General features: G+C 53.9%; 18 protein-coding genes. 6 read left to right on the top strand and 12 right to left on the bottom strand.

The features are described 5' to 3' along the window. The first annotated feature begins 32 nt into the window (after window positions 1-32). The gene (locus HMPREF3168_RS02170) at window positions 33-1190 is read left to right on the top strand and encodes a DUF2974 domain-containing protein (RefSeq protein ID WP_070488287.1); all 1158 of its coding nucleotides are present in this window, start codon (window positions 33-35) and stop codon (window positions 1188-1190) included. 48 nt (window positions 1191-1238) lie between these two features. Here the strand turns inward: HMPREF3168_RS02170 and dnaB are convergent, their stop codons facing one another. The 12 genes from dnaB to dnaA all read right to left on the bottom strand — a co-directional run bounded on the left by dnaB (window position 1239) and on the right by dnaA (window position 15365). Next, entirely contained in the window at window positions 1239-2609 is a 1371-nt protein-coding gene (gene dnaB / locus HMPREF3168_RS02175) for a replicative DNA helicase (RefSeq protein WP_003612625.1), read from the bottom strand. 23 nt (window positions 2610-2632) lie between these two features. After that, entirely contained in the window at window positions 2633-3088 is a 456-nt protein-coding gene (gene rplI / locus HMPREF3168_RS02180) for a 50S ribosomal protein L9 (protein WP_003612605.1), read from the bottom strand. A gap of 22 nt (window positions 3089-3110) precedes the next feature. After that, window positions 3111-5132, bottom strand: coding sequence for a DHH family phosphoesterase (locus tag HMPREF3168_RS02185; RefSeq protein WP_070488276.1), 2022 nt, complete (start codon window positions 5130-5132; stop codon window positions 3111-3113). 140 nt (window positions 5133-5272) lie between these two features. Then, window positions 5273-5509: a 30S ribosomal protein S18 gene (rpsR, locus tag HMPREF3168_RS02190; protein ID WP_003612635.1), complete on the bottom strand. Its 237-nt coding sequence runs from the start codon at window positions 5507-5509 to the stop codon at window positions 5273-5275. Window positions 5510-5535: 26 nt separating this feature from the next. Next, window positions 5536-6114 (bottom strand): single-stranded DNA-binding protein, encoded by a 579-nt coding sequence (gene ssb, locus HMPREF3168_RS02195; protein ID WP_003612629.1) that lies wholly within the window; start codon window positions 6112-6114, stop codon window positions 5536-5538. 40 nt (window positions 6115-6154) lie between these two features. Further along, window positions 6155-6448, bottom strand: coding sequence for a 30S ribosomal protein S6 (gene rpsF, locus HMPREF3168_RS02200; protein WP_003612647.1), 294 nt, complete (start codon window positions 6446-6448; stop codon window positions 6155-6157). 215 nt (window positions 6449-6663) lie between these two features. Then, window positions 6664-9135: a DNA gyrase subunit A gene (gyrA, locus tag HMPREF3168_RS02205; RefSeq protein ID WP_070488278.1), complete on the bottom strand. Its 2472-nt coding sequence runs from the start codon at window positions 9133-9135 to the stop codon at window positions 6664-6666. A gap of 12 nt (window positions 9136-9147) precedes the next feature. Continuing rightward, window positions 9148-11109: a DNA topoisomerase (ATP-hydrolyzing) subunit B gene (gene gyrB, locus HMPREF3168_RS02210; protein WP_070488280.1), complete on the bottom strand. Its 1962-nt coding sequence runs from the start codon at window positions 11107-11109 to the stop codon at window positions 9148-9150. Next, window positions 11093-12238 carry a DNA replication/repair protein RecF gene (gene recF, locus HMPREF3168_RS02215; protein ID WP_070488283.1) on the bottom strand — a complete coding sequence of 382 codons (1146 nt, stop codon included), beginning with the start codon at window positions 12236-12238 and terminating at the stop codon, window positions 11093-11095. The genes gyrB and recF overlap by 17 nt, the downstream gene beginning before the upstream one ends. After that, window positions 12238-12468 carry a S4 domain-containing protein YaaA gene (gene yaaA / locus HMPREF3168_RS02220; RefSeq protein ID WP_070488290.1) on the bottom strand — a complete coding sequence of 77 codons (231 nt, stop codon included), beginning with the start codon at window positions 12466-12468 and terminating at the stop codon, window positions 12238-12240. The genes recF and yaaA overlap by 1 nt, the downstream gene beginning before the upstream one ends. A 224-nt stretch (window positions 12469-12692) precedes the next feature. Further along, a complete protein-coding gene (gene dnaN / locus HMPREF3168_RS02225) occupies window positions 12693-13820 on the bottom strand; it encodes a DNA polymerase III subunit beta (RefSeq protein ID WP_070488285.1) in 1128 nt (375 codons plus the stop codon). Between the two features lie 180 nt (window positions 13821-14000). Continuing rightward, window positions 14001-15365: a chromosomal replication initiator protein DnaA gene (dnaA, locus tag HMPREF3168_RS02230; RefSeq protein ID WP_003612619.1), complete on the bottom strand. Its 1365-nt coding sequence runs from the start codon at window positions 15363-15365 to the stop codon at window positions 14001-14003. Window positions 15366-15840: 475 nt separating this feature from the next. On the opposite strand from dnaA, the gene rpmH reads away from it, so the two are divergent. The 5 genes from rpmH to mnmG all read left to right on the top strand — a co-directional run bounded on the left by rpmH (window position 15841) and on the right by mnmG (window position 20679). Continuing rightward, window positions 15841-15981, top strand: a complete 141-nt coding sequence (rpmH, locus tag HMPREF3168_RS09710; RefSeq protein WP_002879421.1) for a 50S ribosomal protein L34 — start codon at window positions 15841-15843, stop codon at window positions 15979-15981. A 48-nt stretch (window positions 15982-16029) separates the two neighbouring features. Further along, complete coding sequence (gene rnpA / locus HMPREF3168_RS02235) at window positions 16030-16395, top strand: ribonuclease P protein component (RefSeq protein WP_003612638.1); 366 nt, start codon at window positions 16030-16032, stop codon at window positions 16393-16395. Further along, window positions 16395-17264: a YidC/Oxa1 family membrane protein insertase gene (locus tag HMPREF3168_RS02240; protein WP_002879419.1), complete on the top strand. Its 870-nt coding sequence runs from the start codon at window positions 16395-16397 to the stop codon at window positions 17262-17264. Before rnpA ends, HMPREF3168_RS02240 begins: the two co-directional genes overlap by 1 nt. A gap of 107 nt (window positions 17265-17371) precedes the next feature. Continuing rightward, window positions 17372-18757, top strand: coding sequence for a tRNA uridine-5-carboxymethylaminomethyl(34) synthesis GTPase MnmE (gene mnmE / locus HMPREF3168_RS02245; protein ID WP_003612640.1), 1386 nt, complete (start codon window positions 17372-17374; stop codon window positions 18755-18757). 26 nt (window positions 18758-18783) lie between these two features. After that, window positions 18784-20679, top strand: a complete 1896-nt coding sequence (gene mnmG, locus HMPREF3168_RS02250; protein WP_003612610.1) for a tRNA uridine-5-carboxymethylaminomethyl(34) synthesis enzyme MnmG — start codon at window positions 18784-18786, stop codon at window positions 20677-20679. The last annotated feature ends 450 nt before the right edge of the window (window positions 20680-21129 follow it).

Here is a 21129-nt window from a genome sequence, read left to right on the forward strand (position 1 = left end):
ATTGCACACGTTTTTTGCAGCAGGTTTTTGTGATGGCATCAACATTAGACTATCTGCGCTGGCGAGGCGATCTGCCTTTTCAAGCTTTCCCTTTCAACAGCCTGGATGCTTCCTTAATGGCATCCCTGGCCTACCTTCCCTTTGACGGCAGTACGGTTGGCCACAGCCTAGGCGAGGTCTGTCAGTCCATCTACCAACGTGAGCCTGACCGCTGGCAAAATCTGGACAAAACTGAACTCCTGCTCTTGCCTAAGTCTCCCCGTCTGGCTGACTTGACCGTTCTGGACTGGGTCAACAAGATGGAGATTGAGCCTGAACCCATCCAGTTCAACGCTGGCGCCTTCCGCCTGGACGATCGGACCATCCTGGTCGCCTACCGGGGCACCGACCAGTCCATGATCGGCTGGAGCGAGGACATGGTCATGAATTATACACCGGAAATTACCGGACATAGGCTGGCCGCTAAGTATCTTAACCAGATCGGCCAAGCTTACCCAAATGACCGGATCTATATCACCGGCCACTCCAAGGGGGGCAACTACGCCCACTACGCTTTGGCCTTTGCTGATCCGCAGATTCAAGCCCGGGTCATCAAGTCATACAGCTTTGACGGACCTGGCTACCGGCACCAAATTTACGGAACCAGCGGCTTCCAAGACAATATCAAAAAGATGAAGACCTACATCCCGGAAAGCTCCATTGTCGGCTGCATGCTGGACCATACTGAGCGCGTCTTGGTCGTCAAGTGCAACCAACCAGTCCTCAGCCAGCACGACCCAAGAACCTGGAGCGTTGGCCGGGATAGCTATGTTTTGGCGCAAGAGGGCCTCACGGCTACAGCCCGGGTGATCCGCCACTCCCTGATCGCCTTCAACCACCAAATTCCCGCGGAAAAAAGAGAGCAGATGTGGTCCGCCCTTTTTGAGGCTTTTGGCAGCCTGGACATCACTAAGATCAAACAGATCAGTGGTTTTACCGGCACCTACCGCTTTGGCCGGGCATACTTTGCCATGGATCCGGAAATGCGGGCTATCTTCAGGCAGATTTTTAACAACATCATTGAAACGGCCCGGCAGAGCCTTACCCTGCCCTTCAACAGGAGCGATGATCCTTACAAGAACCGGCCGAATTTCAATGACTCAAAGAAAGGGCCAATCTTCTTTGATGCCTACGACATCAAGCAAGAATAACAAAAAGCGCGAATCAGCAACGATTCGCGCTTTTTTGCTGTCTTTCCCCTACCCCTGGGCCTCATGGCCTGGGTCCAGGTTAGAGAAGCGGTTGTAAGGCTTGGAGAACATCAGCTTGGCTGATCCCCGCCGGCCTGACCGGTTCTTTTCAATAATAACTTCAACTTCAACGTTTTCCGGATCTTCCTTCGGTTCCTCGCCGTCAGCATCCTCATCCCGGTAGTAATCGTCCCGGTAGAGGAAGCCAACGATGTCGGCGTCCTGTTCGATTGACCCGGATTCCCGCAAGTCTGACAAAATTGGCCGCTTGTCCTGCCGCTGCTCAACTGACCGCGACAACTGCGACAGGGAAATTACCGGCACGTGCAATTCCTTGGCCATCTTCTTGAGCTGGCGGGAGATCGCGGAAACTTCCTGCTGGCGGGACTCAGTCTTTGGCCCTTCAATCAGCTGAAGGTAGTCGATTACGACCAAGCCCAGGTCGCCCAGCTCCTTTTGCAGGGCCAGGCACTCGGCCCGGATTTCGCTGATCTTGATCCCCGGCGTGTCATCGATATAGATCGGAGCCTGCCGCAAGACACTTGCTGCCATGTCCAGCTGGTTCCACTCATCCCTGTCCAGAATCCCCGTTCTGAGGTGCTGGGAGTCGATCAAGCCCGTTGACGCCAGCATCCGCTGGACCAGCTGCTCACCAGACATTTCCAGGGAGAAGACCGCTACCGGCTTCTTCTCAGTAATGCCCACATTCTTGGCGATGTTCATGGCAAAAGAGGTCTTACCGACACCCGGCCGGGCCGCCAAAATGATCAATTCGTCATCATGCAGCCCCGTCGTCATCTCGTCCAGATAGGCAAAACCCGTCCGTAAACCCGTGACCGCGTCCTGATTCTGGGCATTATTTGAAATCTGCTCAAAGGCTCCGGCAACCAGGTCCTCAATCTTATGAAATCCCCCGCTCCCCTTTTCATTGGAGACGTTCATGATCTCATTTTCAGCGTTGCTGAGGATCTCATCCACGCTGTCGGACCCTTGAATGGCACTGGAGATGATCTTCTGGCTGGCATTGATCAAGTTGCGCAGCTGGGCCTTCTGGTGGACGATGCGGGCATAGTCCTTGGCGTGAAAGGCAGTTGGCGTTGCCAGCAAAAGCTCTGACACGTAGGCCATGTCGCCCAGTTCTTCCAATTGTCCCCGCCGCTTGAGCTCCTCTTGCAAGGTAACCAGGTCGATTGACCTGCTCTCGTCATAGAGGGCCAAAAGGGCGCTATAGACCAGGCGGTTGGCATGTTCATAAAAGTCAGCCGGCTCTAAGACCGAGCTGACTTCGTTGATGACTTCGGGATCAATGAAAATCGCCCCTAAAACGGCTTTTTCAGCAGCAGAATCATGCGGGATCTGCTGCGTGACAAGATTATCCATCAATCACGGCTTCTTTCAGCTTCCTAATTTTCTTGGGTAACGTGGACCCGGACCTTTGATTCAACGCCCTTGAAGAGCTTGACTGGCACATTAGTGTAGCCCAAAACCTTGATTGGTTCCCGCAGTTCCAGCTTGTGCTTGTCCAGCTTGATGCCGAACTGCTTGTCCAGGCCTTCGATGATCTTCTTGCTGGAGATTGAACCGAAGAGGCGGGAGTCGCTGCCGGCCTTGGACTTCAGTTCAACCACAGTTTCGTCAGCTTCCAGCTGCTTCTTGATCTCTTGGGCAGCTGCCTTTTGAGCTTCGTATTCAGCCTTTTCATTGGCTTCCACCCGCTTCAGGGTGTTCAGGTTGCCCTTGTTGGCTTCCTTGGCCAGGCCCCGCTTGATCAGGTAGTTTTGGGCGTAGCCGTCCGGCACGTCCTTGACCTGGCCCCGCTTGCCTCTGCCCTTAACGTCTTGCATAAAAATAACTTTCATCGTTCATTGCTCCTTTTCTTCTTTAACTGTTTTCTTCCAGATATTCGTCAATTGCCGCCAGCAAGCGCTGACTGGCTTCTTTGACCGTAATATCCTTGATCTGGGTCGCCGCGTTGGACAAGTGGCCGCCCCCGCCCAGCTTCTCCATAATCACCTGGACGTTAATGTTGCCCATCGACCGGGCTGAAATCCCGACCTTGTCCCCGCTTCTTCTGGTGATGGCAAAAGATGCCGACACCCCTTCCAAATCAAGCGCCATATCGGCTGCCTGGGCCGTCAAGATCGGGTCGATCACCTTGTCCTCCGGCCCCTGCATGACCGCCATCTTCGGCCGCAGCATCTGCAGGCTGGCCACCAGGTGGCTCTTGACCAGGAAGCTGGAAATGTCTTCCTTCAAAAGCTCACTGACCACCGAGGAGTCCGCCCCGATCGACCGCAGGTAGCTGGCCGCGTCAAAGGTTCTCGTCCCCGTGCGCAAGGAGAATTCCTTGGTGTCGACCGTGATCCCGGCCAGCATGGCCGTGGCTTCCAGGTTGGTCAAAACCCGGTTGTCTTCAGCCGGCTGCTGGTATTCGACCATTTCCGTCACCAGTTCGCTGGCTGAGGAAGCATATGGCTCCACATAAGTCAGCATCGGGTTCTCCGGGAATTCTTCCCCCCGCCGGTGGTGGTCGATCACCACGATCCGGTTCCTCAAGCGGTCATAGAGGCGCTGGTCATAAGTGATGGAGTACTTGGAGTGGTCCACCATGACCAAAAGGGAGTTGTCCGTCGCGACCGCGTTGGCCTCATCCGGACTAACAAAAAGGTCCAGCTGGGGGTCTGCCGCTTGCATCTTCTTGACCAGGCGGTCAACGTCATAGTTGCAGTGGGCCGTGTCTAGCAAAAAGTGGGCCTTGACCCCGTGCAGGCGGGCGATCTTGACAACCCCGATCCCGCTGCCGACAGAGTCCATATCGGGCCGCTGGTGCCCCTGGACGAAGACCTGGTCAACATCCTTGAAGAGCTCGCCCAAGGCCTGGGAAACCATTCTGGCCCGGACCCGGGTGCGCTTCTCCATTGGGTTGGACTTGCCCCCGTAGAAGCGGGCTACCTGGCCCAGTTCCCTGAGGACCACCTGGTCCCCGCCCCGGCCAAGGGCCAGGTCCAAGTTGGCCTGGGCCTGGTTGGCGATCTTTCTCAGCGACTCGCCCCCGTAGGCAATCCCGACCGACAAGGTCAAAGGAGTGTTGTTCCGGCTGGTTTCCAGGCGGATCTTGTCCAAAACTGAGAACTTATCTTCTTCCATGGCTTCCAGGTCCTGCAAGTGGGCCAGAAGCAAAAAGTGGTCCTCATCAATCCGCTTCAAGTAGGCCTTGAACTTCTTGGCATAGTCGTTCAAGGTCGTCTGCAGGTAGGTGCTGGTTCTAGCCAGTTCCTGGTCGTGCATCCGCTCGCTGAGCTCGTCGTAGTTGTCGACAAAAATCTGCCCGATAGCCAGGCGCTCAGCCCGGTACTTGTCGGCCAGGTCGGCATAACGGGTAATGTCGAGCAGGTAGATGACCCCGATGCTGTCTTGGACAACCATTTCAAATTGGTGATCCCCCCACTTGACCACCTTGCTTTCCGAAGTCTGGGCCTCAAGGGCTTCTTCAACCAGCTTGCCCAGTTTTCGGTCGACCGCCGTAATCGTCTTGCCGATGGCGTCCTTGTCGCCCAGATAGAGCTGCAAGTAAGGGTTGACCCATTGGATGTGCCGGGACTCGTCGTAAAGGAGGATCCCCAGCGGCATCTTGATCATGGCCTCCTGCTCCCCCCGTTTAATCCGGTAGGAAAGGTTGGCCGCGTAATTGTTGGTATTTTTCGCGAGAATGTAAACGCCGAAAACGACCCAAAAGACATCCACGATCAGGACCAGCAAAAGCGCCACCCCGAAGATCCGGTTGATGAAGAAAGCCACAACCGTGCTCAGCACCGTCAAGAAGGCGATGCTGGAGAAGGCAATGATTAATCTGGAATCCCGGACGAATTCTGGCAATTCAAGTTTGCGTAAAAAGTTTTTCATAAAATTCTTCCACATCTTTAAAGCAGATTAAACTACTCCCATTATAACCTATTGCCGCCCGCCACAAAACAGAAAAGAAAAAGAGACCGGGAGGAGTCCAGCTCCTTTCGGTCTCTTTATTTGCTTATTGATCCTGCTGCTTAGTCTTCAGCTACGAATGGCAAGAGGCCCATAATCCGGGCTCTCTTGATAGCGTTAGCAACCTTGCGTTGGTTCTTAGCGCTAGTACCAGTGACACGACGTGGCAAGATTTTACCTCTTTCTGAGATAAAACGTTTCAACAGATCAACATCCTTGTAGTCTACGTAGTCGATGTGGTTGGCTGCGATGAAGTCAACCTTGCGGCGACGACGACCACCTCTTCTTTGTTGAGGCATGTCTTCAGATCCTTTCTTGTGTAATTTTAAAATGGAAGATCGTCATTTGAGACGTTGATTGCATCGTCAGAGCTGTCGAACGGGTTGGTGTTCGTGTCTCCGCCGGCATCTTTCTTGTTATCTTCATTGAATCCGGCATTAGCTGGCCCGTTTGACTGGGCCGGGCTGCCGAAGGCGTTGTTGTTGGCGTAGCCGCTGTCGCCGCCAAATCCGGTGTTGAAGCCGGTGTTTTGGCTTTGACCTTGGCCGCCAAATCCGCCGTTTTGCTGACGGCTTTCACGCTCGCGGCGTGATTCGAGCAGTGAGAAGTTGTCCACGAGGACTTCTGTCACGTAAACTCGCTGGCCGTCCTTGTTATCATAGTTTCTGGTCTGGATTCGGCCCTGGATGCCCACCAAACTGCCCTTGCTGGTGAAGTTGCAGAAGTTCTCCGCAGCCTTGCGCCAAATCACGCAGCTGATGAAGTCCGCTTCTCTCTGGCCTGATGCATTGGTAAACTGCCGGTCAACGGCTAAAGTGAACGTAGCAACCGAGATGCCGCTCCCAGTAGTACGTAATTCAGGATCACGTGTTAAACGGCCAACAAGTACAACGTTATTGATCATACTTATTTCCTTCCTATTCCTGTATTACGGGAAACTACAATTACTTGTCTAACTTGACAGTCATTGAACGCAGAACTGAGTCGTCAATCTTGCTCAAACGGGCAAATTCGTTGACAGCTGCAGCGTCTTCAGCAGTGAAGGTCATGATGTAGTAACTACCTTCACGATACTTTTCGATTTCGTATGCGAAACGACGCTTGCCCCAGTCCTTAGCTTCAACCATTTCACCACCATTGTCAGCGATCACCTTAGTGTACTTGTCAATAATGGCCTTCTTTGCTTCATCGTCAACGTCTGGCTTGATGATGTAAGTAATTTCGTACTTGGTTGTCATAGACTATTGCACCTCCTTTTGGACTAAATGGTTCTTGCTAAAATCAAGAACAAGGAGTAATTGATCTAATTACTCGCAATGCCTAATTTTAGCACAAAATAAAAAAATTACCAAACATTTTTTACACGTGATCCGGGATTTTCTTCCCACTAACTATTACGCCAAAAATGCTGGTAATTTTTTATTTTATCTTACTTTTTTCTGCTTCTTTGCCGCTAAACTTCCGTTTCCGGCTCGCTTTCGCCTTCAGCTTCAGCCGGCACGACTGCCATGCTTGCCACGGCATTGCCGTCAGCCACCTTGATCAGGCGGACGCCCATAGTTGACCGGCCAGTCTGGGAGACATCGCTGGTCTTGAAGCGGATCATGATCCCGTCAGTGGTGATCAGCATGATGTCGCTTTGCCCGTCAACCACGGCCACGCCAGCCAGAGGACCGTTCTTTTCGCCGATCTTGGCGGTCTGGATCCCCTTGCCGCCCCGGCCCTTGACCGGGTATTCGCTAGCCGCGGTCCGCTTGCCGTAGCCCTTTTCCGAGATAGTCAGAACTTCGTCTTCCGGCTTCAAGATCCCGGAGCCAACCACGTAGTCGCCTTCGCGGAGGTTGATCCCCCGGACGCCGGCCGCGCTTCTCCCCATGGCCCGGACGTCATCTTCATTGAAGGTCACGGCGTAGCCCTGGTGGGTAGCGATCAAGATGTTCTGCTGGCCGTCAGTGGTCAGGACGTTGGATAGTTCGTCGCCATCCTTCAAGGTCAAGGCGATCAAACCGTTGGTCCGGATATTTTCAAATTCTCGGATCTTGGTTCGCTTGACCGTCCCCAGCTTGGTGATGAAGAAGGCGTAGTCGTCGTCATGCCCTTGCGGCAGGTTGACCACGGTCTGGATGTGCTCGCCCTTGTCCAGCTGCAGGAGGTTGACGATTGGCAGCCCCTTGGCGCTTCTGCCGTATTCTGGGATTTCGTAGGCCTTCTTCATGTAGACCTTGCCCTTGTTGGTGTAGAAGAAGAGGTAGTCGTGGGTACTTGAGTAGAGCAGGTGCTCGATGAAGTCGCCCTTTTGGACGCCCATCCCCTTGATCCCCCTGCCGCCGCGGTTTTGGGTCTTGAAGTCGTCGATCAGCATCCGCTTGACATAGCCCTGGTGGCTCAAAGTCAACAGGACGTCTTGTTCTTCGATCAAGTCTTCGTCTTCGATCGTGACCACTTCGCTGGCCGTAATCTGGGTCCGGCGCTTGTCACCGAAGCGCTTCTGGATGTCCAGCAGCTCGTCGTAGATAATCTGGTCAATTCTTTCAGGCTTGGCCAGAATGTCCTTGTAGTCGGCAATCTTGACCAAAAGCTCCTGGTATTCGCCTTCGACCTTGTCTCTTTCCAAACCGGTCAGGCGGACCAGACGCATGTCCAGGATAGCCTGGGCCTGGCGGTCGTCCAGGTCAAAGCGGCTGATCAAGCCCGCCTTGGCGATGTCGCTTGATTCAGAGTTCCGGATCAAGCTGACGATTTCGTCGATATGATCCAGCGCTATCCGCAAACCTTCCAGGATGTGGGCTCTGGCTTCAGCCTTTTCCAAGTCAAACTTGGTCCGGCGGGTGATGACGTCTTCCTGGTGAGCCAGGTAGTACTGCAGCATCTGCTTCAAGGTCAGGAACTTCGGTGCCCCGTCCACGATCGCCACCATGTTCATGGCGAAGTTGGACTGCATCTGAGTTTCCTTGAAGAGGTTATTCAAAACCACGCTGGCGCTGGCATCCCGGCGCACGTCAATCGTGATCCGCATCCCGCTCTGGTCGGATTCATCCCGCACCCCGGTAATGCCGTCGATCACCTTGTCGCGGGCCAGTTCAGCGATCTTCTGGACCAGTTCGGCCTTGTTGACCAGGTAAGGAATCTCGCTGACGATGATTCTTTCCCGCCCGCTCTTTTCAGTTTCGATTTCGGTCTTGGCCCGGACGACGATGTTGCCCTTGCCGCTTTCATAAGCGTGCAGGACCCCGCCCCGGCCCATCAAGATCCCGCCGGTTGGGAAGTCCGGCCCTGGGATGGCCTTCATCAGTTCCTTGGTCGTCACGTCCGGGTTCTTCATCAGCATGTGAATGCCGGAAATGACTTCAGACAGGTTGTGCGGCGGAATGTTGGTAGTCATCCCGACCGCGATACCGCTGGAACCGTTGACCAGGAGGTTAGGAATTCTGGCTGGCAGGACGGTCGGTTCATTTTCCGTGTCGTCGTAGTTTCTCTGCCAGTCAACCGTATTCTTGTTGATGTCGCGGAGCATTTCCACGGCAATCTTGCTCATTCTGGCTTCAGTATAACGCATGGCGGCCGGCCGGTCGCCGTCGACGGAACCGAAGTTACCGTGCCCGTCTACCAGCATGTAGCGGTAGGCAAAGTCCTGGGCCATGTGGGCCATGGCCAGGTAGATGGAGGAGTCGCCGTGCGGGTGGTACTTACCCATGACGTCCCCGACGATTCTGGCACTCTTCTTGTAAGGCTTGTCCGGAGTCACGGCCAGCTCGTTCATCCCGTACAGGATCCGCCGCTGAACCGGCTTCAAGCCGTCGCGGACATCTGGCAAAGCCCGGGCCACGATGACGGACATGGCGTAGTCCAAGAAGGAGCTCCGCATCGTTTGCGTCAGATCGACATTTCTGATCCGCCGGTCTTGTCCTTGATTTTCGTTATCCATTCCTACCTCCCATTAAGCATCCAAGTTTTCAACATATTGGGCATTGTCTTCGATGAACTTGCGCCGCGGGCCAACTTCGTTGCCCATCAGCATTTCAAAGACTTCATCCGCGTCCTTGGCGTATCCCGGGTCCACCCGGTCCAGGCGGCGGTTTTCAGGGTCCATGGTCGTCTCCCACAATTGCTCAGCGTCCATTTCCCCCAGCCCCTTGTAGCGCTGCACGATTGGCTTCGGGCTTGGTTGCAATGACCCCAGGTAGTCGTGGAGTTCTTCATCAGTGTCCAGGTACTTGATCAGCTTGCCCTGGCGCACTTGGTACAGAGGCGGACGGGCGATGTAAACATAGCCCTTGTCGATCATCGGCCGCATGTAGCGGTAGAAGAGGGTCAAGAGCAGGGTCCGGATGTGGGCCCCGTCGACGTCGGCGTCAGTCATGATGATCAGCTTGTGATAGCGGGCCTTGGAGACGTCAAAGTCTGCCCCAAAGCCGGTCCCCAGGGCCGTAAACAGAGTCCGGATTTCCTGGTTGGCCAGGATCCGGTCCATTGAGGCCTTTTCCACGTTCAGGATCTTCCCCCGGATGGGCAGGATGGCCTGGGTCAGCCGGCTCCGCCCTTGCTTGGCGCTGCCGCCGGCGGAGTCCCCTTCGACGATGAAGAGTTCTGAGATGTTCGGGTCATTTGAAGTGTTGTCGGCCAATTTGCCTGGCAGGTTGGCGATTTCCAGGCCGGACTTCTTCCGGGTAACTTCCCGGGCGCGCTTGGCGGCAACTCTGGCTCTTTCAGCCAGTTGCCCTTTTTCCACGATCTTGCGGGCCACCTGCGGGTTTTCCATCAAGAAAGTGGAGAAGGTTTCTGAGAAGGCGCGGTCAACGGCAGTTCTGGCGTCGGAGTTGCCCAGCTTAGTCTTGGTCTGCCCTTCAAACTGCGGGTTCGGGTGCTTGACGGAAATCACGGCCGTCATCCCTTCCCGGATGTCTTCCCCGGACAGGTTGTCGTCGTTTTCCTTCAAGATCTTGGCCTTGTGGGCGTAGTCGTTGACCACCCGGGTCAAGGCCGTCTTGAAGCCCGCCTCGTGCATCCCGCCTTCATAAGTGTGGATGTTGTTGGCAAAAGTCATCAAGGTTGTCTTGTAGCCGGTCGTGTACTGCAAAGATACTTCAACGTCAATGCCCTCGTACTTGCCTTCCACGTAGATTGGCTCGTCAAAAAGTACCTCCTGGCCCCGGTTGAGGAAGGAGACGTATTCCTTGATCCCGCCTTCGAAGTGGTAGACGTCGGTTTCCGCCGTGTCCTTCCGCTTGTCAGTGAAGGTCAGCTTCAGCCCCTTGTTCAAGAAGGCCAGTTCCCGGATCCGGTTCTTCAAGATCTTGTCGTCAAAAACCGTGGTTTCCGTGAAGATGTTCGGGTCCGGCCAGAAGTGGACGATGGTCCCGTGTTCAGTCAAAGGCACTGTGCCGACTTCCTTCAGCTCTTCAACGACCCGGCCGTGGTCAAAGGCGATGTGGTACTTCTTGCCATCCCGCATGACAGTGACGTTCAGCTTGGTGGACAGGGCGTTGACAACGGAAGCCCCGACCCCGTGCAGACCGCCGGAAACCTTGTATCCGCCACCGCCGAACTTACCACCGGCGTGCAGAACCGTATAAACAGTTTCAACGGCTGGCCGGCCGGTCTTCTTTTCGATGTCGACCGGGATCCCCCGCCCGTCGTCTTGGACAGTCACGCTGTTGTCTTCGTTGACGGTGACTTCGATCTTGGTCGCGAAACCAGCCAGGGCTTCGTCGATCCCGTTGTCGATAATTTCCCAGACCAGGTGGTGCAAGCCCTGGGAGCTGGTTGAGCCAATGTACATCCCCGGGCGCTTGCGTACGGCTTCCAGGCCGCCAAGGACTTGAATCTGGCTGGCATTGTACTTGTCAGCTTCTCGTTCAAACTGCTTGGCCTTCTTCAATTTGTTATCTTCGTCTGCCATTTAATCCTTCCTCTTTTTCTATAATTTTGCCGGAATGGATGTAAAAAATTCGCGGCTGTTTGACTATTTCCTGGGAAATACCATCCAGATCGGTTGTCGTAATAAAAGTCTGGGTTTGACCATGGATGAAATTGAGCAGGGCTGCCTGGCGGTTCTGGTCCAGTTCGCTCATCACGTCGTCCAAAAGCAGGATCGGCTCTTCTCCCGTCAGCTGCTTGATCAGCTGGATTTCCGCCAGTTTCAGGCTGAGGGCAATGGTCCGCTGCTGCCCTTGGGAGGCAAACAGGTGGGCATTTTTGCCGTCCAGCTGGAATTCCAGGTCGTCGCGGTGGGGACCCAGCTGGGTCGTGGCCCGTCTGAGCTCATCGTCAGCGATCTCCGCAAAGCGGTCCAGCAGCTTCTGCTTGATCTGGGCCGGCTGGTCTGCAGCCGTAATCTCCTTGGCTGAAGGCCGGTAAAGGACCCGCAGCTCTTCTCTTTGCCCGCTGATGGCCCGGTAGGCCTCGGCCGCGTAGCGGTTGAGGTCAGCCAAATAGCGGTAGCGCCGCCAGATCAGTTCACTGGCCGCCGTGGCCACCTGCTCAGTTAAGACCCCGAGCAGGACCTGGTCACTGGCCTGCCGGCGGGCCAGCTGCTTGAGATAGTTGTTTCTCTGCTGGAGCAGCTGCCGGTACTGGCTGGCGAAATAGAGATATTCCGGATTGATCTGGCCGAATTCCAGGTCCATGAAGCGCCGGCGCAAAGAAGGGGCCCCCTTCACCAATTCCAGATCTTCCGGAGAAAAGAGGATGGCGTTAAGGTGGCCCACATACTTGGACAGCCGGGCCTGCTCGACCCGGTTGACCCAGGCGCTCTTGCCCTTCTTGCTGATGACGATGCGCAGGTCAAGGTCCAGCTGGCGCTTGTGCACCCGGCCAGCCAGGCTGGCAAAGTCCTGGCCGAAGGCAATCATCTCCCGGTCATTGCTGGTCCGGTGGGACCGGCTAAGGGCCAGAAAGTAGATTGCTTCCAGCAGATTGGTCTTGCCCTGGGCATTTTCACCCAGAAAAACGTTCACGTGTGGGTCAAATTCCAGGTCAAGGAGAGCCAGGTTGCGGAAACCGCTCTGCTTAAACCGGCCCAGGTACATTAAAGTCCCTGAACCAGCTCATATTCCTTGCCGGCAACGCTCAAACGGTCACCAGGATAGAGCTTCCTGCCCCGGCGGTCTTCCTTGTCCCCATTGACCAGAACTGGACTGTCCTTGAGGTACCACTTGGCCTGCCCGCCCGAGGAAACGATATATTCATCTTTCAAAAATTGTCCGAGGGTGATGAATTCACCATTAATCGCAAAAGTTTCGATAGTCTTCACCTTCACCAATGTAAAACTAGTATTCCACTTATAAATTATAGTCTTTTTTCCAGGGAAACTCAATCAAGAAGGCCTTTTTTAGGGCCTCAGAGCGCTTATTTACCCATTTAGTATCGTGGTACATAAAGCAGGTATTTTGGGCTTAAAGCCGTAAAAAACGCTTGTATGAAAAAATAGTCGAAAAAAAGCCACTCCGGAGAGTGGCTTTTGTGAATTATTGGCAGTCTGTTTTAGAAAGTTCGGATTGGGGTGATCAGCTGCACGAATTCAACTGACTGGTCATTTGGCACGACCGTGAATGGCCGCAGGCTTTCCGTGAAGTTGATGATGACGGAGTCAGTTACTGAGGCCCGCAGGGCAGCGGCCATGTAGTCCGGGTTGAAGGAAATGGTCAGGTCCCGGCCAGTTAAGCTGCTGAAGCCGACTTCTTCCTCAATCTTTCCGACTTCCGGGGAATTACCGGAAACCAGGACGGTTTGGTCAGCCACGTTCAAAGTCATTTGGACGGCGTTGGTCCGGTTGGCGTGGGTCAAGAGGCTGGCCCGGCTCAATGTCTGCATCAAGTCAGAAACGGCGAACTGCACGCTGGTCGTTGACTCAGTTGGCAAAAGGCGGTCAACGTCTGGGTAGGCCCCTTCCAAAAGACGGGTGTAGAAGGACAGGTTTTCAAATTCAAAGCGGATCTGGCTGTCGCCAAGGTAAACCTTGATGTCCTGGTCAGCGTCGCCGATGATCTGGGCTAGTTCCTGCAGGTTCTTGCCCGGGATAATCAGGGACAGGTCTTCGCTTGGACCGGCCGCGATGTCGACGATTCTTTGGGACAGGCGGTGGGAGTCAGTAGCCACGGCCTTGATCTGCCCGTTCTTGAAGCTGAAGTTGACCCCGGTCAGAGTTGGCCGGCTTTCTTCGGTGGATACGGCGAAAACAGTCTGGGTGATCAGTTCCCGCAGGGTCTTAGGCGGTAGGCTGAAGGAAGTTCCGGCAATTTCCGGCAGGCGCGGGTAGGCACTGGCGTCCAGGCCGTTGATTACGTAGTCCGCCTTGTCAGAGGTGATCTGGATCTGGTTGCCTTCCTTGACTTCAAAAGTGAATTCCCTGCCTGGCAATTTGCGGACGATTTCGCTGAACAAGTGGGCTGTCACGACAATGGAGCCAGTTGATTCAACCCGTAAGTCATCAGAAACCGGTTGGCTCAGTTCAATGGAAATATCGGCATTGCTGCCAGTCATGATCAGTTCAGTTTCCGTCAGGTCCAGCTTGATCCCGCTCAAAATCGGAATCTGGACTCTTGAAGAAACTGCCTTTAAAACGGAATTCAAGTCATTGATAAAAAGATTGCGCTGTACAGTAAATTTCATCTGGTCCTCCTTGGTTAGTTTGCTGCTCTCTTTATTTAATTATTTGTTTATATATAGATAGTTGTAGTAGTAGGTCCTGTGAATTCTGTTGATAACTAACCGGAAGCCCGGTAATCCGGACTTTTGCCAGTTGAAAAGCTGTGGATAAATCACGGACTTGTCCACAAGTTATCAACGGACCTATCTTTCCAGCATCTGCCGCAGGTCGGAAACAGCAGACTTGATTTCAGTGTCCGTTTTGATCTGCCGGGCGATTTTGTCGCAGGCATGCATCACGGTCGTGTGGTCCTTGCCCCCGAATTCCTGGCCGATTTTTGGCAGGCTGGCATCGGTGAGCTCGCGGGACAGGTACATGGCAATCTGACGCGGGATGACGATCTGCCTTACCCGCTTCTTTCCTTTAAGGTCCGGCACTGAGGTCTGGAAGTAGTTGGCCACGACCTCCTGGATCTTGGAAATCTGCAGTCCCCTGCTCTTCTGGACCAGCTTGAGGTCGGCTAAAGCCGACCGGGCTAAGCCAATGTTGATGTCCTGCTTTTGAATGGTGGCCTGGGCCTGGACTTTGACCAGGGCCCCTTCCAGCTCCCGGATATTAGTATCGACCTGGCTGGCCACATAGTCCAGGGTGCTTTCATCGATCTCCAGGCCTTCGGATTCAGCCTTCTTGCGCAGGATGGCGATCCGGGTTTCCAGGTCTGGCGGGGTGATTTCAACTTGCAGTCCCCAGGCAAAACGCGAGACCAGCCGCTCGGACAGGTCGGGAATTTCCGTTGGCAGCCGGTCACTGGTCATGACGATCTGCTTTTGATCATTATAGAGAGTCTCAAAAGTATGGAAGAATTCTTCCTGAATCCCTTCCTTCTTGGCGAAGAACTGGATGTCGTCGACCAAGAGCAGGTCAGCTGTCCGGTATTTCTCCCGGAACTTGTCCTGGGTCTTGTTCTTGATGGAATTGATGAAGTCGTTGACAAAAGTCTCACTTTGAATGTAGACAACCTTGGCATCTGGTCTTTCCGCCAGCATCTGGTGGCCGATCGCCTGCATCAAGTGGGTTTTACCAAGGCCCACGCCCCCGAAGATGAACAAGGGGTTGTAGAAGGTCCCCGGGTTGTCGGCAACCGCCAAAGCGGCCCCGGCAGCCAGTTTGTTGCCCTCGCCTTGAATGAAGTTCTCGAAGGTGTACTTCTCGTTTAAGCGCAGGTCCTTGGTGAATTCGCGGCCTTGCGGCCGGGCTTTCTCGGGCTTGGCCTGCGGCTGGGGCTCCAGCATTCTTTCGCTGCTGGACGCCGGGCCGTTTTTAACGACGAAAACCGGGTAGATATCGATTCCCGCGTAGGCATAAGCCGACTGGATCAGGTTAGCGGAGATGTTTTGCTCCCAATACCCCTTTGCCACGGGGGTTTGGACGGAGATTACCAATTCATGGGTGTCCTTGTTGAAGGAGACGGGCTTGGTGTTTTTGAACCAGGCATTGTAGGATACTTCGTTAAATTCGGACCGCATTTCAGCGTTGAAGCTATCCCAGAATTTTTCTAAATCGAACAAAAAACATTCCCTCCAAAAAATCGTTTAGCAAAATTATTTTAGCATTTACTGACCAGGTTTTCCACAGGTGGAAGAAATAAATCCAGAATCCACAGGCTGTGGACAAGAAATAAAAAGTAGCCTGTTAACTCTGCTGATAATTTTATCAAAATTGGTCAAAAGTGGATAAGCCTTGTGGACAACTTTTCCTAGAGCGGCAAAAGTAGAGCCTGGGTTTGACCAGACATATCCACAGGGTGTTGAAAAAGTTTTTGACAGGGTGTGGACTGTGGATAAGCCTGCAAAAAAGCCTGTTGATTGCCGGGAAAAAATTTTTTCGCGGTCTGCTTTCTGTCCACAGGCGGGGGATCAGGCTCAGGCAGTCTAAGGAAAAAATCGGGCAAGTTTGCAAGAAAAAGCTTGGTTTTTTTCGATTTCCGTGCTATTCTAGATAAGAAATTGTGCACGTAGCACTAAAAAATGGAGGTGCAAATATATGTCAACTAAGAGAACTTACCAACCTAAGAAGCGTCACCGTTCACGCGTTCACGGCTTCATGAAGCGTATGGCTACAAGCAACGGCCGTAAGGTTTTGGCTAGACGCCGTGCAAAGGGTAGAAACGTATTATCTGCTTAAGCCACTGAATCCCAGTGGTTTTTTTAATTTGCAAGAGTGTAAAGAGCTTTGAGAAAGTCATATCGAGTTAAATCTGAACAGGATTTTCAGACCGTCTTTGAAAATGGCGAATCAGTTGCCAACCGGGCTTTTGTGATCTACGTCCTGCCTAGAAAGCAGAATAAGCATTTTCGCGTTGGCATCTCTGTCGGCAAGAAGGTCGGTCACACGGCCGTCGTGCGCAACCGTCTCAAGCGCTACATCAGGGCGGTGTTGACCGAGAACCGGGACCGGATTGCGCCGGACTTGGACTTCTTGGTGATTGCCAGGCCCTACGCTCGCGATTTCGATTGGGAAAAGACGCGGGAAAACCTGCTTCACGCGCTGAACCTGGCCCACGTCATTGAAGAAATGCCAAATAAAGAGGAAAAATAGTGAAGGACATTTTATCGAAGAAGAGTACCAAGCGCCTTCTGGCCGCTCTGGCACTGGTGACGGTTTTTGCCCTTGTTCTGAGCGGCTGCGCCACGCAGACCACCCAGAAGCCAACGCCGATCTCCCATAATTCCAGCAACTGGTGGGATGCCTGGGTAGTTTACTACCTCTCCCAGTTCGTGCTTTGGATTGCCAAAGTCTGCGGGGGCAGCTACGGCTGGGCCATCATCATCTTTACGGTTATCATCCGGGTGATCCTCCTGCCTTTGAACGCGGTGCAGATCAACAGCACCAGAAAGATGCAGGAGATCCAGCCGGAACTGAAGGCCTTGCAGGAGAAGTATTCCAGCAAGGACCTGGAGACCCGGAACAAGCTGAACGAAGAAACGCAGAAGCTTTACAAGGAAGCGGGCGTCAATCCTTACGCCGGCTGCCTGCCGATGGTGATCCAGTTGCCGGTTATGTGGGCCCTGTACCAGGCCATCTGGCGGACGCCAGAGATGCAGAATGGTAAATTCTTGTGGATGGACCTGGGCAAGCCAGACCCATACTACATCCTGCCGATTTTGGCAACGGTATTTACCTTCCTGTCCTCATACATCGCGACTTTGTCGGTGCCTAAGTCTTCCCAGACCACGATGACTAAGATGATGAGCTATGTCATGGCCATCATGGTCGGGATCTGGGCCATCGTCTTCCAGTCCGCGATCTCCCTTTACTGGGTGATCTCCAACCTCTTCCAGGTTGGCCAGACCCTGGTCCTGCAGAACCCATTCAAGTACCGCAAGGAGCAGGAAGCCAAGGAAGAAGCTGAACGCGAGCGCCAGCGCAAGATGCGGCGGGCTTATAAGCGGATCAAGCGGAAATAATTGAATATTCATCTAAAGTTTTTTAGATAAAGTAGTGAAAGTGCTTTATCCATCATTTTTCATGGTGGAAATTGCGCTTTTTTTATTGGAAAAAACGAGGTAACGAGATGGTTCAACGTTTAACGGAATTTGATACGATCGCGGCGATCTCAACGCCGCTGGGAGAAGGCGGGATCTCCATCGTCCGCGTCTCCGGGGAAGATGCGGTCGCCATTGTCAACCGCTTGTTTAAGGGCAAGGACCTGGAAAAGGTTCCCAGTCACACGATCAACTACGGCCACATCGTGGACCCGGCGACCGGGCAGGTGATCGACGAGGTCATGGCCTCCGTCATGCTGGCGCCGAAGACTTTTACCAAGGAAGACATCGTGGAAATCAACTGCCACGGGGGGATCGTGGTCACCAATGACATCCTGCAGCTGCTCTTGGCCAACGGGGCCAGAATGGCTGACCCGGGCGAATTTACCAAGCGGGCCTTCGTCAACGGGCGGATCGACCTAACCCAGGCTGAAAGCGTGATGGACATCATCCGGGCCAAGACTGACAAGGCCCGGCAGGTGGCGGTCAAGCAGCTTTCCGGCGGCCTTTTGACGGAAATCCGGGCCCTGCGCCAGGAAATCCTGGATGTTTTGGCTAATGTCGAAGTCAACATCGACTACCCGGAATACGATGAAGAAGAAGTGACGGCCCAGAAGATGCTGGCTTGCGCGGAAGCCGTCAGCGGCAAGATTGACCGCCTGCTGGAGACAGCCCAGGAGGGGCAGATCCTCAGAAACGGCTTGAAGACAGCGATTGTTGGCCGGCCTAACGTGGGCAAGTCCTCCCTTTTGAACTACCTGACCCAAAGCGACAAAGCGATCGTGACGGACGTGGCCGGGACCACCCGGGACACCCTGGAAGAGTTCGTGTCTGTCAAGGGGGTGCCCTTGGAGTTGATTGACACGGCTGGGATTCACCATACCGAGGATCAGGTGGAAAAAATCGGGGTCGAGCGGTCGAAGAAGGCCATTGCCCAGGCGGACTTGATCCTGCTTTTGCTGGACGGCAGCCAGGAATTGACGGAAGAAGACCGGCGGCTTTTGGAACTGACCGCCGGCAAAAAGCGGATAATCGTGCTGAACAAAACGGACCTGGGCCAGAAGCTGACCGCGGCTGAGATTGCTAAAGAAAGCGGTAGTGAAGTGATCAGCACCTCGATCATGATGAAGGAAAACCTGGACGAATTGGAAGCCTTGATCAAGAAGCTTTTCTTCAAGGGGATCGAAAACTCCAACGACCAGGTCCTGGTGACCAACCAGCGGCAGGCGGGCCTTTTGGCCAAGGCCAAGCAGCAATTGGCCGACGTGGCCAGCGGGCTTGAGTCAGGGATGCCGGTTGACCTGGTTCAGATAGACTTTACCGGGGCCTGGGAAAGCCTGGGGGAAATCACTGGTGACAGCGCTCCGGATGAATTGATCAATGACCTCTTTAGTCAGTTCTGCTTAGGGAAATAGCGAGGAAGGCAAGGAAGACGAAAAAAATGAAGACTTATGTTTCAAACGAATATGACGTGATCGTAGTCGGCGCCGGCCATGCCGGCTGTGAAGCAGCCCTGGCCAGTGCCCGGATGGGGGAGAAGACCCTGCTGCTCACCATCGGCCTGGACATGGTGGCCTTTATGCCCTGCAACCCCTCAGTCGGCGGCCCGGCCAAGGGGACCGTGGTCAGAGAAATCGACGCTTTAGGCGGGGAGATGGGCAAGAACATCGACAAGACCTACATCCAGATGCGGATGCTGAACACGGGCAAGGGGCCGGCTGTCCGGGCATTAAGAGCCCAGGCTGACAAGTGGGACTACCACGAAGAGATGAAGCGGACCATCGAAAACACCCCTAATCTGACCCTGCGCCAAGCGGTCGTTGACGACTTGATCGTTGAAGACGGGGAATGCCGAGGCGTAGTGACCAACACCGGGGCCCGCTACCGAGCCAAGAGCGTGGTCTTGACGACGGGGACCGCGGCCAGAGGGCGGATTTTTATCGGGGAACTGAACTACTCATCTGGTCCGAACAACACGATTCCAGCCATTAAGCTGTCTGAAAGCCTGGAGAGACTGGGCTTCAAGCTGCGCCGCTTTAAGACCGGGACGCCGCCCCGGGTCAACCGGCACACCATCGACTATTCCAAGACCGAAGAAGAGCCGGGCGACAAGGAGCCCCGCCACTTCTCCTTTACCAGCAGGGATGAAGACTACCTAACCGACCAGACTTCCTGCTGGATGACCTACACCAACCCGAAGACCCACGAAATCATCAATGAAAACCTGGACCGGTCACCAATGTTCTCCGGTGACATCGTCGGGGTAGGGCCGCGCTACTGCCCGTCAATTGAAACCAAGGTCGTCCGTTTCGCGGACAAGGACCGGCACCAGATCTTCCTAGAACCGGAAGGGCGGAAGACGGAAGAAATCTATGTCGGGGACTTTTCAACCTCCATGCCGGAAGAAGTGCAGCTGGAAATGCTGCACACGGTCGCTGGCCTGGAAAAGGTTGAAATGATGCGGCCGGGCTACGCCATTGAATACGACGTGGTTGACCCCTGGCAGTTAACCCACACCCTGGAAACCAAGCGGATCAAGCACCTGTATATGGCAGGGCAGATGAACGGGACTTCCGGCTATGAAGAAGCCGCCGGCCAGGGCCTGATTGCCGGGATCAACGCGGCCTTGAGCGCGGAAGGCAAGCCAGCCTTCACCCTGGGCCGGGACGAAGCTTATATCGGGGTTTTGATCGATGACCTGGTAACTAAGGGGACGGAGGAACCTTACCGGCTCTTGACCAGCCGGGCTGAATACCGCCTGCTTCTCCGCCACGACAATGCCGACCTCCGCTTGACGGAAAAGGGGCATGACCTGGGCTTGATTGACGATGATCGCTATGCTGAATTTTTGGTCAAGAAGGAACTGATCCAGGAAGACCTGGACCGGCTGCACGAAATCACCGTTCACCCGACCATTGCCGTCAACGAATACCTGGCAGGTTTAGGCCAAACTGACTTAAACGGCGGGGTCAAGGCAGACGTCTTCCTCAGACGGCCAAGGGTGACGGTTGAAGACGTTGAACGTCTGACTGGGCAGAAGCTGGCCGGGGACCGCTATGTCAAGGAACAGGTGGAAATCGACATCAAGTATGCCGGCTACATCAAGAAGCAGGAGATTCAAGTGGCCCGCCTGCGCCGGCAGGAAGCCAAGAAGATCCCGAAGGACATCGACTATGACCAGATAGAGGGCCTGGCTACAGAAGCCCGGGAGAAGTTCGCCAAGATCCGGCCGGAAACCCTGGCTCAGGCGGAAAGAATCTCCGGGGTCAACCCGGCTGACTTGGCCATCTTGAGCGTCTACATACAAAATGGCAAATACGCCAAGGTTCAGAAGTAAAGAGCAATAATTTTAGAAGGCAGACCAGAGATCCTGGCCTGCTTTTTAAATAATCGATAGCTTTTATACTTTTTCAAAAATTAATAAAAACTTCACCGAAAAATATTCTCCAGAAGTTAGCTACTTTTTCACAATAAAGAAAGGGAAGATAGCACAAAATTTTTATCCAGAAAAAGCAAGTTTGTGAATTAACTAGCTTAAAAATGCGACTATCCTTGATATAGCGGCTTTTGATAGCACTTGCAAAAGTGAAAAAATGTGGTTTAATAAAGGGCTGTAAGTAATAATTTTTAAGGAGATTCACTTATGGCAAAAATTAAGGGCGCAAACGCCGTTTTAGATGTTATGTACAAGTGGGGCATTGACCACCTCTACGGCTTCCCTGGCGGGTCATTCGACTCAACCATGAACGCGATCTATGAAATGCAAGACAAGATTAAGTTCATCGAA

The organism is Lactobacillus sp. HMSC08B12, assembly GCF_001808415.1.
Lineage (GTDB): Bacteria > Bacillota > Bacilli > Lactobacillales > Lactobacillaceae > Lactobacillus > Lactobacillus delbrueckii.